At 61.5% G+C, this 14072-nt stretch carries 15 protein-coding genes; 10 read left to right on the forward strand and 5 right to left on the reverse strand.

Annotated features, from left to right (window positions below; genetic code table 11):
• The first annotated feature begins 29 nt into the window (after positions 1–29).
• Entirely contained in the window at positions 30–710 is a 681-nt protein-coding gene (locus KBB36_RS08285) for a winged helix-turn-helix domain-containing protein (protein WP_290978611.1), read from the forward strand.
• Complete coding sequence (locus KBB36_RS08290; RefSeq protein ID WP_290978614.1) at positions 694–2079, forward strand: HAMP domain-containing sensor histidine kinase; 1386 nt, start codon at positions 694–696, stop codon at positions 2077–2079. The genes KBB36_RS08285 and KBB36_RS08290 overlap by 17 nt, the downstream gene beginning before the upstream one ends.
• Here KBB36_RS08290 and KBB36_RS08295 read toward each other — a convergent pair.
• Complete coding sequence (locus KBB36_RS08295; RefSeq protein ID WP_290978616.1) at positions 2076–2870, reverse strand: helix-turn-helix transcriptional regulator; 795 nt, start codon at positions 2868–2870, stop codon at positions 2076–2078. The two genes, KBB36_RS08290 and KBB36_RS08295, sit on opposite strands and share 4 nt — an antisense overlap.
• Positions 2871–2985: 115 nt before the next feature.
• Between KBB36_RS08295 and KBB36_RS08300 the strand changes: the two genes are divergently transcribed.
• Complete coding sequence (locus KBB36_RS08300) at positions 2986–3372, forward strand: hypothetical protein (protein ID WP_290978619.1); 387 nt, start codon at positions 2986–2988, stop codon at positions 3370–3372.
• Between the two features lie 3 nt (positions 3373–3375).
• Here the strand turns inward: KBB36_RS08300 and KBB36_RS08305 are convergent, their stop codons facing one another.
• Genes KBB36_RS08305 through KBB36_RS08315 form a run of 3 tightly spaced genes read right to left on the reverse strand, consistent with a single transcriptional unit; the run spans position 3376 to position 6709 of the window.
• Complete coding sequence (locus tag KBB36_RS08305) at positions 3376–4215, reverse strand: FkbM family methyltransferase (RefSeq protein WP_290978622.1); 840 nt, start codon at positions 4213–4215, stop codon at positions 3376–3378.
• Positions 4216–4226: 11 nt separating this feature from the next.
• Entirely contained in the window at positions 4227–5465 is a 1239-nt protein-coding gene (locus KBB36_RS08310) for a glycoside hydrolase family 2 TIM barrel-domain containing protein (protein WP_290978625.1), read from the reverse strand.
• Positions 5462–6709 carry an amidohydrolase family protein gene (locus tag KBB36_RS08315; protein WP_290978628.1) on the reverse strand — a complete coding sequence of 416 codons (1248 nt, stop codon included), beginning with the start codon at positions 6707–6709 and terminating at the stop codon, positions 5462–5464. Before KBB36_RS08315 ends, KBB36_RS08310 begins: the two co-directional genes overlap by 4 nt.
• 101 nt (positions 6710–6810) lie before the next feature.
• Between KBB36_RS08315 and KBB36_RS08320 the strand changes: the two genes are divergently transcribed.
• The 6 genes from KBB36_RS08320 (at position 6811) to KBB36_RS08345 (ending at position 11924) form a co-directional block, all read left to right on the forward strand.
• Complete coding sequence (locus tag KBB36_RS08320) at positions 6811–8412, forward strand: class I adenylate-forming enzyme family protein (protein ID WP_290978631.1); 1602 nt, start codon at positions 6811–6813, stop codon at positions 8410–8412.
• Positions 8413–8589: 177 nt separating this feature from the next.
• Entirely contained in the window at positions 8590–8895 is a 306-nt protein-coding gene (locus tag KBB36_RS08325) for an HU family DNA-binding protein (RefSeq protein WP_290978634.1), read from the forward strand.
• Positions 8896–9141: 246 nt separating this feature from the next.
• Positions 9142–9960: a hypothetical protein gene (locus KBB36_RS08330; RefSeq protein WP_290978637.1), complete on the forward strand. Its 819-nt coding sequence runs from the start codon at positions 9142–9144 to the stop codon at positions 9958–9960.
• Between the two features lie 145 nt (positions 9961–10105).
• On the forward strand, positions 10106–10969 hold the full coding sequence (locus KBB36_RS08335) for a UDP-2,3-diacylglucosamine diphosphatase (protein ID WP_290978737.1): 864 nt from the start codon (positions 10106–10108) through the stop codon (positions 10967–10969).
• A 62-nt stretch (positions 10970–11031) separates the two neighbouring features.
• Complete coding sequence (locus KBB36_RS08340) at positions 11032–11445, forward strand: FKBP-type peptidyl-prolyl cis-trans isomerase (protein WP_290978640.1); 414 nt, start codon at positions 11032–11034, stop codon at positions 11443–11445.
• 92 nt (positions 11446–11537) lie between these two features.
• Positions 11538–11924, forward strand: a complete 387-nt coding sequence (locus KBB36_RS08345; protein ID WP_290978643.1) for an FKBP-type peptidyl-prolyl cis-trans isomerase — start codon at positions 11538–11540, stop codon at positions 11922–11924.
• Here the strand turns inward: KBB36_RS08345 and KBB36_RS08350 are convergent.
• Entirely contained in the window at positions 11917–12489 is a 573-nt protein-coding gene (locus tag KBB36_RS08350) for a nucleotidyltransferase family protein (protein WP_290978646.1), read from the reverse strand. The two genes, KBB36_RS08345 and KBB36_RS08350, sit on opposite strands and share 8 nt — an antisense overlap.
• An 81-nt stretch (positions 12490–12570) precedes the next feature.
• Here KBB36_RS08350 and KBB36_RS08355 point away from each other — a divergent pair, with 81 nt between their 5' ends.
• Entirely contained in the window at positions 12571–14022 is a 1452-nt protein-coding gene (locus KBB36_RS08355; protein WP_290978649.1) for a hypothetical protein, read from the forward strand.
• The last annotated feature ends 50 nt before the right edge of the window (positions 14023–14072 follow it).

Raw genomic sequence — 14072 nt, forward strand, 5'->3', positions numbered from 1 at the left:
CTGCCCGCCCAATCCAAGGCGGCGCCAGCATGAAGTTGTTGTTGATAGAGGACGATCAGGAAACCGCACGTTTCATTATAGAAGGCCTGCGTGAAGCCGGGCATACGGTGGATCATGCCGGCAATGGCCGCGATGGCCTGTTCATGGCGGCCGGCGAGGGCTACGATGTCATGGTAGTGGATCGCATGCTGCCTGGCCTGGACGGCCTCGGCATTGTCAAGACCATCCGCGCCGCGGCCATAAAAACGCCGGTGCTGTTTCTCACCACGCTGACCGGCATCGATGACCGGGTGGAAGGGTTGGAAGCCGGTGCGGATGATTATCTGGCCAAACCCTTTGCCTTTGCTGAGTTGCTTGCCCGTATCAACGCATTGGCACGTCGGCCGCCCATAGCGCAGATCGAGACTGTGTTGCGCGTGGCCGATCTGGAGCTAGATCTGCTCAAGCGCAATGTCAGCCGGGCCGGCCGGCGCATTGATCTGCAACCGCAGGAATTCAAGCTGTTGGAATATCTGATGCGTCATGCCGGCCGCGTGGTGACCCGCACCATGCTGCTGGAGAATGTGTGGGAATTCCATTTCGATCCGCAAACCAATGTGGTTGAAACCCATATCAGCCGCTTGCGCGGCAAGGTGGATCGTGGCTTCAAGGCGGAATTGATCCATACCGTGCGCGGCGCCGGATACAGTATTCATGCGCCAGATACCTAGATTGCTGCGTACCATTGGCTTCCGGCTGGCGGCACTCTATGCCGCCATTTTCGGCCTGTCGGTATTATTGCTGTTTGGCGTGGTTTACTTCCTCGCCAGTAGCACCTTGCGCGGTGAACTGGTGCGGATCGTGGAAAACGAGATCGCCACGGTGACAGAAGATATGGCGCGTAACGGTTTGCCCGCCGTGGCCGCGGAGATCGAGCGTCGCATGGCTTCCGGCATGCATCCCACCACCTATTATCTGCTGCTGGCCGCCGATGACACCGTGCTGGCTGGCAATATGCCGAAATCCGCGCGCCATGCAGGATGGCATGAATTACCGCCGCCGCGCGCTCAGTTTGACGATGATGAGGATGCCGAGGAATGGGCCGAACATGCCCTGTTGGCTTTTGGCCGTAGCCTGCCTGGCGGGGCCTATCTGGTGGTGGGCGAGGATGGTTTCCGCATGGTGGAAACCGAGGAGGTTATTATCCGCACCTTCCTGCTGGCGCTGGCCGGCATGCTTGTCCTGGCAGTGGGCGGGGGCTTGCTGCTCAGCGCCAGTTTTCTGCGCCGGGTTGAGGCGATCAGCCGCGCAGCGCAGGATATCGTGCAAAACAATCTACAGGGCCGCATCCCGACCCGTGGCACGGATGACGAACTGGACCGTCTTTCGCTTGGTCTCAACGACATGCTGGATCGGCTGGAAGCGCTGATGGAAAGCCTGCGCCAGGTATCAAATGATATCGCCCACGATCTGCGTACCCCTCTCAGTCGTTTGCGCCAAAGGCTGGAAACCACTCGGCTGAAATCGCGCTCGGCGACGGATTATGAAACTGCCATCGACCAGGCGATAATCGAAGTGGATACCATCCTGGCCACCTTTGCGGCTTTGTTGCGTATTGCGCAGATTGAAGCCGGCCGCCGCAAGGCGAATTTCCAGCTGGTTGACCTGTCGGCGGTATTCGGGGCCATTGCCGATGCCTATGCCGCAGTGGCGGAAGATGCCGGCCAGAGCCTGCAGGCTGATCTTGCGCCAGGTATCAGCCTGCGTGGCGACCGCGAATTGCTGACCCAGATGCTGGCCAATGTGGTGGAGAATGCCATCCGCCATTGTCCGCCCGGCACGCGCATTGTCTTGACGCTGCGTGCCAAGGCCGGGGGTGGTTTTATCGGTTGTGTGACAGATAACGGCCCCGGTATCCCGCCCGAGGAGCGCGGGCATGTGTTTCAGCGTTTTGTCCGGCTGGAGCGCAGCCGCACCACGCCAGGCAACGGGCTGGGGCTGGCTTTGACTGCTGCTGTGGCAGACCTGCATGGGATTACCATCCGGCTCGACGATGCTGCTCCCGGTCTGTTGGTGGAATTCAGCAAGGCTGACGGTTAACCGGCAAGGCGGCGCAGGATTTCGGCGGTTTCCGCATCGGCGGGGAAAAATGCCTCGATGGCCAGTTCGGCCAGGGTGATATCCACCGGCGTGCCGAACATCATGGTGGTGCTGTAAAAACTCAGCAGGCCGGCTTCGGTGCTGAATTGCAGCGGCACTGCCAGGCTATCTGCGGGGCGTTCGGGCGGCCGCCGTGCCGGGATGCCGGGCGGTGGCGGATAAGCGGCCAGTTCGGCATGCAGCGCGCTCAGTTTGGCATCAGCCGAGATATCGATCTGTCGCTTCAGCCGCGCCAGCAGATGAGCGCGCCATTCGGTGTAATTCGCCGTGCGGCTGGCCAGGCCCTGAGGATGCAGGCTCAGCCGCAGCACATTCACCGGCGGCTTGAGCAATGCCGCATCGGCGCCAGCCAGCAGCGGTGCCACCATGCGATTGGCGGCCACCATATGCCAATGCCGATCAATCGCCAGCGCCGGATAGGGCTCGTGCCCGGCCAATATTTTATCGATGGCTTGGCGCACCTGATCCAATGCCGGGTCATTGAGGGCGCGTTCCGGAAATACCGGGGCGAAGCCGGCCGAAACCAGCAGCGTATTGCGCTCGCGCAAAGGCACATCCAGGTGCTCGCATAGCCGCAGCAGCATCTCGCGGCTTGGCGCGGCACGGCCGGTTTCAACAAAGCTCAGATGCTTGGTGGAGATATCGGCCTCCAGTGCAAGGTCGAGCTGGCTCATGCGGCGGCGCTGGCGCCAGTCGCGCAACAGGCCGCCGATCGGTGATGCTTCCGTCATGCCATCAGACTAACCGGAAAATTTCCGTGCTCCAATTACCTGGCAGGTAATCGACGCGCTGCCGGGCCTGCGGCAGGCTGGGTGCATCACTCACCAAGCCACAAGGAGTTTCACCATGATTTTTCTCCGTCGCATCCTGTTTCTTGATGCTGTCACCTGCATCGCCGCCGGGCTGCTGATGCTGTTGGGCGCCGGCCTTCTGAACGATCTGCTCGGCCTGCCGGAAAGCCTGTTGCGTTATGCCGGCCTCAGCCTGCTGCCTTTCGCCGGCTTGCTGCTTTATCTCGCCACGCGCCAGGCCATCCCGCGCGGTGGTGTCTGGCTGGTGGTGGCGCTGAATGTGCTATGGGTGCTGGACAGCATCCTGCTGTTGCTGGCCGGTGGCTATTCACCCACCCCGCTTGGCTATGGCTTCGTGCTGGCCCAGGCCGGCGCCGTGGCCGTGCTCACCGAACTGGAAATGATCGGGCTGCGTCGCGCCCGCCAAGCCGCCCCAGCGTGAGTGTCATTTCAGCATGAAAGGCCGCACGGCGCCGCTTGTGATCTGCTCGAAGCTGTTGGCTTCGAGCAGGTCCAGCGCGGGCTTGGCTCGGCTGGGCGGCAAGGCGATGAGATTGACATCACTGCCTTTCAGTTCCTGCGTCGAGGCTTTGAAATTGCCGGGCCGATAGCGCTGGGCAGCATACCAATAGGGCGTGTAGCCGGCATCTTTCAGGGCGCCGATGATGGCGGGAAAGGTTTCTGACTTATTGGCTTCGCAGAAAATCGCCGGCTGATGCTGCCGGATCAGGCTTTGCGCGCCTTGCAGCACCGGCACTTCCAGGCCCTCCACATCGATCTTCAACAAATCAAGCCGTGCCAGATTCTGCAATGCTGGCTCGGCATCCAGCGTGGTCAGCCGCACCGGCTCACGCCAGGTATTGCCGGCATAGGCGCTTTCGGTGGCAAAGCCCTTGTCGATCGAGAAGGAACCATAGTTGAAGGGCTGGCTGTAATCCGAAGTTTCGATCTCAACCTGGCCTTCATGTCCGCCCACCGCGGCATGCAGTGCGCGGGCGTTGACGATGTTGTTCAGCGCCAGATTGGCGCAAAGCAGGGTGAAGATCGGCCGCTGCGGCTCGAAACAGAAAACCCGGCCCTGATGGCAGATTTTGGCCAGGGCGACACTATGGGTGCCGATATTGGCGCCCACTTCCACCACATGGCTTTCAGGCTTCAGCAGCAGTTTGAACAAGGCCACTTCGGCCTCGCTCCATTCGCCATAAACCCGCATGTGATCGCTGATGAAATCACCGTGCAGCAGCAGGAACTTGCCCCATAGGCAATCTTCCAGATAGGTCTGCATCGCGGTTTACCTCATTCGACCAGGAAAGGCAGGTTGGCAGTGGCGGCGGCGCCCTTGCCATCACGCAGCACCAGAAACAGTCGGTAGCGCCCGGGTTTCAGGCCCTGGATGCTGACACCGGCAATATCGCCGCCCAAAGTCGCGCGCGGAAAACTCGGCGGCACAGTCTCCAGATCGCCGGCCACGCGCAGATCCGTGCTTTCGGCCAACACCGTCCATTCGGCGCGCAGGGCATCGCCATCGGGATCGCTGGCTTCCAGCAGGGCGCGGCCGGCATGGGCGGCCGGCCATTGCGGCGCATGGCTGAACTGGAATCTTGCTATGCGGGGTGCGCGATTGCCGCCTGGTGTGCGGCCGCGCCATTGCGCCGCCAGCACTTCGGCGGTCTGGTTCCACTCGCCGCCCGGCAGCAGCATGCTGTGCCAGGTCGGGGTCACTTCCTGCTTGTTGCCCCACAGGAAGGCCAGCCAGCCATTGCTTGCCGGTGGTGCCAGCTTGGGCAGATAAGTCGCCAGAAGTGCGGCTTTCTCTGTGCTGCTTGGTTCGATGAAGGCGCCCCAGGGAGTTTTTGCCGCCTGCCACTGGCCACGCGGCCCCAGTTCGGTGATCAGCAGCGGGCCATCCCAGCCCTGCTTGCGCACACGCTCGGGCAGGCTGGTCAGGCCCTCGCCATAGGCGTTCACGCCCAGCACATCAATGCTGGGTGCCGCCGCCACCAGCTTGGCCACCTTGTTGTTGCCGGCCTCGGCCAGCACAGCCAGGGTGGGATGCGCCGGATCAAGCCGCTTGACCAGTTTGGCTGCGGCCTCGATGCCGGGCCACACTTCGGCGTCATCGGCAAGCTCGGATTCCACTTCGTTGCCCAGGCCCCACATCAGCAGGGCAGGGTGCTTCTTGTGGCGTTCAACAAAGGCTTCCAGCTTGGCAAGCTGGCCACGCACAAAAGCCGGATCGCGATAGCTGACGCCGCGGCGTGGATGTTCCAGCCAGAAGCCCAGGATCACTTTCAGGCCATGCTTATGCGCCTCATCCAGCACGCCAGCCTCTTCGGCGCCATAGGTGCGGATAGTATTGGCGCCAAGCTGGCGCAACACGCCAAGCTGCGTGCTGCCGGCGGCGCCCTGCACGATATAGGGTTTGCCACCCAGCAGGATGTCGCGGCCATGCACGCTGATTTCGGCGCCGGCCGCTGCCGGGATGATCGGCAGCAGCCAGCCGAGCAGCGCCAGAAGAGCTAAACGAGCGCTCAAAACGCCGCCGCTTGGCTCAAGCCCGGCATCTGGCCGCGCAGGCCGCCCAGCATGGTGGGCAGGCCTGCTGCCACGCCGCCCTTGCGGAACACGGCCAGGCGATGCTCGGGGCGCGAGGCGCGGGTGATGTCGGCCACCGGGTCGCCGGCTACCAGCAGAAAATCCGCCGCCGCGCCGGCTTTCACCTGACCATGGCTCGGCAGGTCGAGCAGGTCGGCGGCCAGGCTGGTACCGCTGCGCAGCGCATCCAGCGGCTGCATGCCGGCTTCCACCATATATTCCAGTTCCAGCGCATTCTCGCCATGGCGGTTGAACGGCGTGCCGGCATCGGTGCCCATCGCCACCTTGCCGCCGGCTTCGTAGAACATCTTGAAGGCACGCAGATGCACTTCATACACCCGCTCGGCCTTTTCCACCGCCCAGGGTGGGATGCCGGCATTCTTGTTGCGCACGATATTCTTCACTGCTGCCAGAGTGGGCACCAGATAGGTGCCCCGCTCCAGCATCGCAGCCAGGCATTCCTGGTTCATGAAGATGCCATGCTCGATTGAGCTGACGCCGCCCAGCACGGCATTCATGATGCCTTCGGCGCCCTGGGCATGGCTGGCAGTGCGTTTGCGGAAACGTGCTGCCTCGGCCAGACCCGCGGCCATTTCCTCGCGACTGTAATGCGCATCCTCGGGATCAACGCCGGGCGTCATCACGCCGCCGGTGGCCATAATCTTGATCGCATCGGCGCCGGCATGAATCTGCTCGCGCACGGCGCGGATCACATCATCCACACCATCGGCCACCCGGCCGGTGCTGTTGCCGTGGCCGCCGGTCATGCAGATCATCTTGCCTACGGCGCGGATGGTCGGGCCATCGAATTCGCCACGCAGGATCGCATCGCGCACGCCGATCTCAATATAGTCGCGGCCGCCGCAATCGCGCACCGCCACGATGCCAGCCTTCAAGGTCTGCTGCGCCAGGGTCAGGGTCTTGAGCGTAAGCTGGGCTGCGCCGAGTTTTTTCTGCACCGTCATCGGATCAGCCTCGCCGCCCGAAGTAAGATGCACATGGCAATCGATCAGGCCGGGCAGCAGGGTGCCGCCGCTGGTATCCACCACGCTGCCACTGAAACCGGCGAATTCCCCCTTGGGGGCAACCTGTGCCACCTTGCCATGCTCCACCAGCACGCCATGGTCCGGCACAGGCGGGTTATGGCCATCAAACAGCGCGCCGCCGATAAACAGGGTGGTCATCTTTCTACTCCTTGGAAACGGATCCGATTTGCGCCTAGGGTCGCGCTTAACACCGGGCGCGTCAATGTTTAGGCTGATGCAACACGAGCAGGGAGGGAAGCATGCCGAGTTGGACATTGCCGGCCGGTGTGGCCACCAGATTTGAGGCGCATTTTGGTGATCGTCTGGTGTGCTGTTTTGCCGAGCGGGTGCAGGACAGCTACGACATTCTGGCCCGGGCCATAACCAGCCGGGGCGAGGCGGAGGCCGTGGTTTGCGGCGACGAGCGGCTGAGTTATGCCGAGCTGGGGCGTCGTGTTGAGCAGGTGGCGGGTGGCTTGGCGGCGCGCGGCATTGGCCCGGGCGACCGGGTGGCGCTGCTGCTTGGCAACCGGGTGGAATTTCTGCTCACGCTTTATGCCGCCCTGCGCCTGGGCGCCATTGCCGTGCCGATGGGCACACGCCTGCAACAGCCCGAGATCGCCTATATCCTTGAACATGCCGGCGCCAAGGCGCTGGTTTTTGAACCCAGCCTGGTTGAACGGCTGCCGCCGGTTGCCGAGACACCTGACCTGCTGCATCGCCTGGCACCAGGCGGCGCAGCTGGCGCCGAGGATTTTGCTGCGCTGAATGGCAACGCGCCGCCACGCCCCGATGTGGCAGAGGAAGCCACGGCGGTGATCCTCTACACCTCCGGCACCACCGGGCGGCCCAAAGGCGCCATGCTCACCCATTTCAACCTGGCGCATTCGCTGCTGCATTTTCAATATGGCATGGCGCTCGGGCCGCAGGATCGGCTGCTGCTGGCAGTGCCGGCCAGCCACGTCACCGGCCTGGTGGCGCAGATCATGCTGGCGGCACAGGCGCAAGCCACGCTGGTGATGATGCCGGAATTCAAGACCAAGGCGTTTCTTGACCTGGCGGCGCGTGAACGCATCACCCAAGCTGTGCTGGTGCCGGCCATGTACAGCCTGTGCCTGCTGGAGCCGGATTTTGATAACGCTGATCTTTCGGCCTGGCGCGTTGGCGGCTATGGCGGTGCGCCGACGCCGGCCGCTGTGATTGCCGCCCTGGCGCAGAAGTTGCCCAATCTTGGCCTGATGAATGCTTATGGCGCCACCGAAACAACATCGCCCACCACCATGATGCCGGCGGCACTGACCAAAGCGCATGCCGATAGTGTCGGTCTGGTGCTGCCTTGTGGCGAGGTGCGCGTGATGGATGCTGATGGCCGCGAAGTGGCGCCTGGCGAAACCGGCGAATTATGGATCGGCGGCGCCATGGTGGTGCCGGGCTACTGGCGCAATCCGGAAGCCACGGCGCGTGAATTCACCGCTGGTTATTGGCATTCCGGCGATGTTGGCATGAAGGATGCCGATGGCTTTGTGCGGGTGTTTGACCGTGTCAAGGACATGCTCAATCGCGGTGGCTACAAGATATTCTCTGTGGAGGTGGAGAATGTGCTGGCGGCGCATGATGGCGTGCTGGAAAGCGCCATTGTGGCCAAGCCTTGTCCGGTGCTGGGCGAGCGCGTACATGCCTTTGTCAGTCGGCGCCATGGCGATGTTTCAGCCGATGAACTGCACCGTTTCTGCGCCACGCGGCTGGCCGATTACAAGGTGCCGGAAAGCTTCACTTTGGTGGACGAACCCTTGCCGCGCAACGCGAATGGCAAGCTGATGAAACGCATTCTGCGCGAGAAGTTGTTGGCCACGATGGCGTGAAGCCCCGTCATTGGCGGCGAATCGTCGCCTCGGCACTGATTAAGCCGCATTACAAGCGGCTTTTTAGCGTCAGGGCGATGGGCAAGGCGCCTGGGCGATGCTATGCAGAAGTTCGGGGATGCACCCCGATTCGATTCGGACACCCGAAAAGATCGACTCAACGGAGGAGTGAAAACCATGGCGAAAGCCGCCGCGACCACCAAGACGGTCACTGTGACCGCCAAGCAGATTGTCAATGCGCTGGCCGAGAAGAACGGCCTGCAAAAGAAGTCCACCGTCGCGCTGTTCGACGATTTCTTTGCCGCCGTCACCAAGTCGCTGAAGAAGGGCGAGCGCATTCGCCTTGGCGATCTGGGCGTGTTGCAGGTGCGCAAGCGCGCCGCCCGCACCGGCCGCAATCCGCAGACCGGCGAGCCGATCAAGATCAAGGCCTCCAAGAAGGTTGCCTTCCGCGCTTCCAAGGCGCTCAAGGAAGCCGTCTGAGCCGTACGGCTCGACAGGCTACCCTGGCTTCAAGGGCTCGCCATCTGGCGGGCCCTTTTTGCTGGCGGGTGCTGTGGGGCGTCGCTTTCGCGCCTTGGTTGGGGCGGAATCTCCATCTGAATCAACTACTTCCATTAAGTGCTTGCAAACGCGGCGGAAAATTATTAAAAACACGTTAACCGGGAGGCTAGGCCGAGAACGGCTTGCGGCTTCCCGAAACAACAATTCAGAAGATCGGGGGACAGAATGGTCTCGGTCATTACCAGTTCGGCGGCTTTTACGGCTGTCCATTCCCTGCGCAGCATTGATGAACGCTTTGTCTCGTCGTCCAAACGGATCGAGAGCGGTTATCGCGTTGCTGACTCGCTGGATGATGCTTCAATCTTCTCGGTGGCGCAGACCGTGCGGGCCGAGGTGAAAACCGCCGCATCGGTGCAATCCTCGCTGGCCCAGGGGCAGAATACCGTGCAGGTGGCTTTATCCGGCCTGCGCCAGATTTATGATCTGACCAATGAAATCCGCGCCAATGTGATCCTGCTGGCCGATGGCGCCACGGCGGAAAGCGCCCGTGCCGCGATCAAGTCCAACACGCAGGAAATGCTGCGCCAGATCGAGTCGGCGCGCAATATTTCTTCCTATAACGGCTCCAGCCTGCTTGCCGATGGCGCCCAGTCGCGCAGCTTCATCGCCGATAGCGCCGGCAATACCATCACCGTCTCGGCTTTTGATGGCCAGACTGAGGTTGATGCCCTCACCACCGCAGTGAACAACATCACGGATGCCGATTCGGCCCTGGCCACGCTTGACGCGGTCACTGATCTGCAAAGCAAGGTGAACCAAACCACGGCCGATATCGCTTCCACCGGCAAGGCCATCAGCGAAAAGAATGTATTCATTGGCGCTCTGGTGGATGCGCTGAAAAAAAGCCTCGGCGCCCTGGTTGATACCGATATCACCGAAGCGGCGGCGGTGCGCCAATCGGCCATCCTGCAGCGCGGCCTGTCGATAGAATCGCTGGCTTTCACCACCGAATCCAATCGCCGCGTGGTTGATCTGCTGCGCTGATCTGCCGGGTGGTTACAGCGCGTCTGTAACCACATCGTCACATCCTTCATGGAAAATTCACGGGACTTAGCCGCGCTGCTTGCGCATGGTCGCGCCGGCACGCGGCAGGCGTGCCGATTCGCCGCCGGAGCCCGCGATGAACATGATGCCGCTGGACCTTACGCCCGATAGTAGCAATGCGGCGCCGCCGAGTACCGTGCTGCGCTATCGCACGCTTTGGATTTCAGATGTGCATTTGGGTACACGCGGTTGCAAGGCTGATTTGCTGCTGGAATTTCTGCGCCACACCGAATCAGACACACTCTACCTGGTTGGCGATGTGATCGATGGCTGGCGCCTGAAACGGTCGTGGTATTGGAACCAGAGCCATAACGATGTGGTGCAGAAGCTGCTGCGCAAGGCACGCAAAGGCACCCAGGTGATCTATGTGCCGGGCAATCATGACGAGGCTTTGCGCGATTTCACCGAACAGCATTTTGGCGGCGTTGCTGTGCAGATGGAAGCGGTGCATATCACGGCCGATGGTCGCCGCCTGCTGGTGACCCATGGCGATCATTTCGACGGTATCGTCACTTATGCCAAATGGCTCGCCCTGCTCGGCGATATGGCCTATTCGGCGGCGCTGAATATGAACACCTGGTTCAATCACCTGCGGCGCCGCTTCGGTTTGCCTTACTGGTCGCTGTCCGCCTATCTCAAACACAAGGTGAAGAACGCAGTGGCCTTCATCTCGGAATATGAGCGTGCCATCGCTGAAGAAGCGCGGCGGCGCCATGTGGATGGCGTGGTCTGCGGCCATATCCACCATGCCGAGATGCGGGATATCGACGGTATCCTGTACTGCAACGATGGCGACTGGGTGGAAAGCTGCACCGCACTGGCCGAACATGCCGATGGCCGGCTGGAAATTCTGCACTGGGCCGAAATGCGCGAGCATGTGATGGCGCCGGACGTGCCGATTTCCGCCCCGGAAGCCGTGCGGGAGGCGGAAATTGCCCGCACGGCATGATTTCATCAGTTTATCTGCCATTCCCGCTACACTCTTCCGGCAGAAACGGTTATACTCGCACCATGCTTGGGAAACTTCTGGGAGCAATCGGCCTTGGCGGCAAGTCAGGGCAGGATGCCGCTAAATTTAGCTCTACGGCCTCTGGCCTGAAGGTATGGGACGAAAAGATCGGTGATGGCGACAAGGCCTCACCGGATCGGATCGTGACCGTGCACTACACCGGCTGGATCTTCAAGGACGGCAAGGCCGACCGCATGTTCGATTCGTCGCGTGCGCGCAAGGAGCCGTTCAGCTTCCAGCTTGGCGCCGGCAAGGTGGTCAAAGGCTGGGATGAAGGTGTGCGCTACATGAAAGTGGGCGGCAAGCGCTGGATCATCGTGCCGCCCTATCTCGGCTATGGCAGTCAGGGCATGGGCCGGATCATCCCGGCAGGTGCCACACTGATCTTCGAGATCGAATTGATCGGCGTGCGCTGAGGCGCCGCCTAGAATCATCCCCATCTGCTTCGGAGCTTCGCCCTATGCGCCGTCTGCTCGCTGCCCTAACTCTTGTGCTTGGGACCATTGCCATGACCACCGAACCCGCCGACGCCCAATCCGCCGCTGAGCAGCGCACCGCATCGGGTCTGCGCTATATCGAGGAAAAGCCGGGTACCGGTGCCGAGGCCGTGCGCGGCCAAACCGCCGTTGTGCATTACACCGGCTGGCTGTTCGAGAACGGCCAGAAGGGCAAAAAATTCGATTCCTCGCGGGATCGCAACGAGCCGTTTGCTTTCCCGCTGGGTGCTGGCCGAGTGATCCGGGGTTGGGATGAAGGCGTTGCCGGTATGAAGGTCGGCGGCCGCCGCAGCCTGATCATTCCGCCGGAGCTTGGCTATGGTGCCCGTGGTGCCGGTGGTGTGATCCCGCCGAATGCCACACTGATTTTCGACGTTGAACTGGTCAGCATCAAGTAGGCCCTTCCACCACAACATTCGGCCAGGTGGCGGCCCAGTTCTTGGCTGCCATGCGGGCGTGATAGGCGGCGATGCGGCGCTGGCCCGCCAGGGTGGGCCGCACGCGCAGCGCCAGCAAGTCATCCAGACCATGCGGCGCAATGATATGTAGCCTGTTATCCGGTTCCAGCCGCACCGCCACGGCGGTGGGTGTTTCCAGCCAATTGGCGATGGCATCGGCCGTGTCGCGGTAAGGCAGGTCGCCATTGCCGGCATGCATGCGGGCCTGATTGCGCAGACTCCAGCCCTGGCTCGGCCATTGCTGCTCCAGCCAGGCTTCGCCGTCGCGTTCGCGCTTAGGCGACAGGTCGGCGGTATCGAAGAACAGTACGTCAATATCCGGAAGCGGTGTGGGCGTGGCATAGCCACAAAGCCGATCCCAGGCCAGCGAGCGCACAAAACCGGCGCCAATCGCCCAATCCGGCAGTGCCAGGTCGCGCACCATACGCAGGCAGCGCATGGCAAAGGCCGAGCCGGTAATCCAGTCGGTTAGCAGGGAAACTTGTTTTTCGTGCAGAATCTGCATTTCAGACCATAAAATTCACCTGTAAAAAGGCAAAATACACCAATAAGATGTTTCATCGGGTCGTCATCCAGGGAGCATCTTATGGTCACCCTTGTCATGCTGCATGGTTGGAGCGTCACCAGCGCAGAAACGTATGGCGGTTTGCCCGAAGCCTTGGCTGCCCGCGCCGCCGATGCCGGGCTGGAACTTGACATCCGCAACATCCACCTCGGTGAATATATCAGCTTCCACGATGAAGTGAGGGTGGATGATCTGGCGCGTGCCATGGATGCCGCTTTGCGCAAGGATGTGTTCGGCGCCGAGTTGCAGGGTAAGCCGGTGGATGCACCGCTGCCGCCCTTTGCCTGTATCACCCATTCCACCGGCGGGCCGCTGGCGCGGCGCTGGGCTGATCTGTTTTATGGCGCGGACCGTATCGCCGCCTGTCCGATGCGGCAACTGGTGATGCTGGCGCCGGCCAATCATGGCTCGGCGCTGGCGGCGATCGGCAAACAGCGCATTGGCCGCCTCAAAGCCTGGTTCAGTGGCGTGGAGCCGGGCCAGGGGGTGCTCGACTGGCTGTCGCTGGGCAGTGACGAAGCGTTTCTGTTGCAGGAAAACACCCTGCATTACCCTGAACCGCAGCAAAGCTTCTTCAATTTTGTGCTATCGGGCGAAACCATTGACCGCGCCTTTTATGATTTTCTCAATTCCTATCTTAAGGAAGCCGGATCGGATGGCGTGGTGCGGCTGGCCGGCGCCAATATGAATTATGCCTTCATCCGGCTGGTGCAGGGGGCAACACAGCTTTCCGTATTCAGCGCGGGCGCCAATCCCGATGATCTGGCTATCACGGAATTGGTTATGCAGCCGGTGCCTGGCCTGCCGCCAGAGCCGGATGGCAGCCTGTTTCACAGCCCCTATCTGTCGCCGTTCCTAGTGGTGCCGTATGCCAGCCATTCGGGCGACAAGATCGGCATCATGAATAGTGTCACGCCGGATAATGCCGGCAACAAGCCGCAGGTGGCGGCTATCCTGAAATGCCTGCAAGTTAACGATGGGGCGGCCTATACCCAGCTTGTGGCGCAGTTTGCGGCGCAGACCAATGCCAGTCAGGAAAAGCGCTACACCATGCTGATTTTCCGGATCAGTGACGACCAGGGCCGGCGCATTGATGATTATGACCTGCTGCTGCTGGGCGAGGGGTATCATCCGCAATTGCCCAAGGGCGTGGTGATCGACCGGCAGATGAATGCGGCCAGCAGCGCCCTAGTTTATTACATCGATTGCGATGCGTTGGGGCAGATTCCGCAATTCGGCATCCGCGTAGTGGCGCGCCCGGCGATAGGCGATGGCTTCGCCGGCTATATGGCGGCGGAATACCGCATTGAAAATACCACCGGCAGCAGCCCGCTGCCGCCGAACCAGACACTCTATATCGATATTGTTTTGCGCCGTCTGGTGAACCGCAACGCCACCCGCTTCTGGCCGGCACAGCCGCGGCGGAAGAGTTTCAAGGATACCGAGCCGGATAACGGGCCTTATCTGGATTGACGTTGCCGACAAACAAAAATGGCCGGGGATTGCGCCCCGGCCATTTTCAT

It is taken from the genome of Ferrovibrio sp., assembly GCF_017994015.1.
Lineage (GTDB): Bacteria > Pseudomonadota > Alphaproteobacteria > Ferrovibrionales > Ferrovibrionaceae > Ferrovibrio.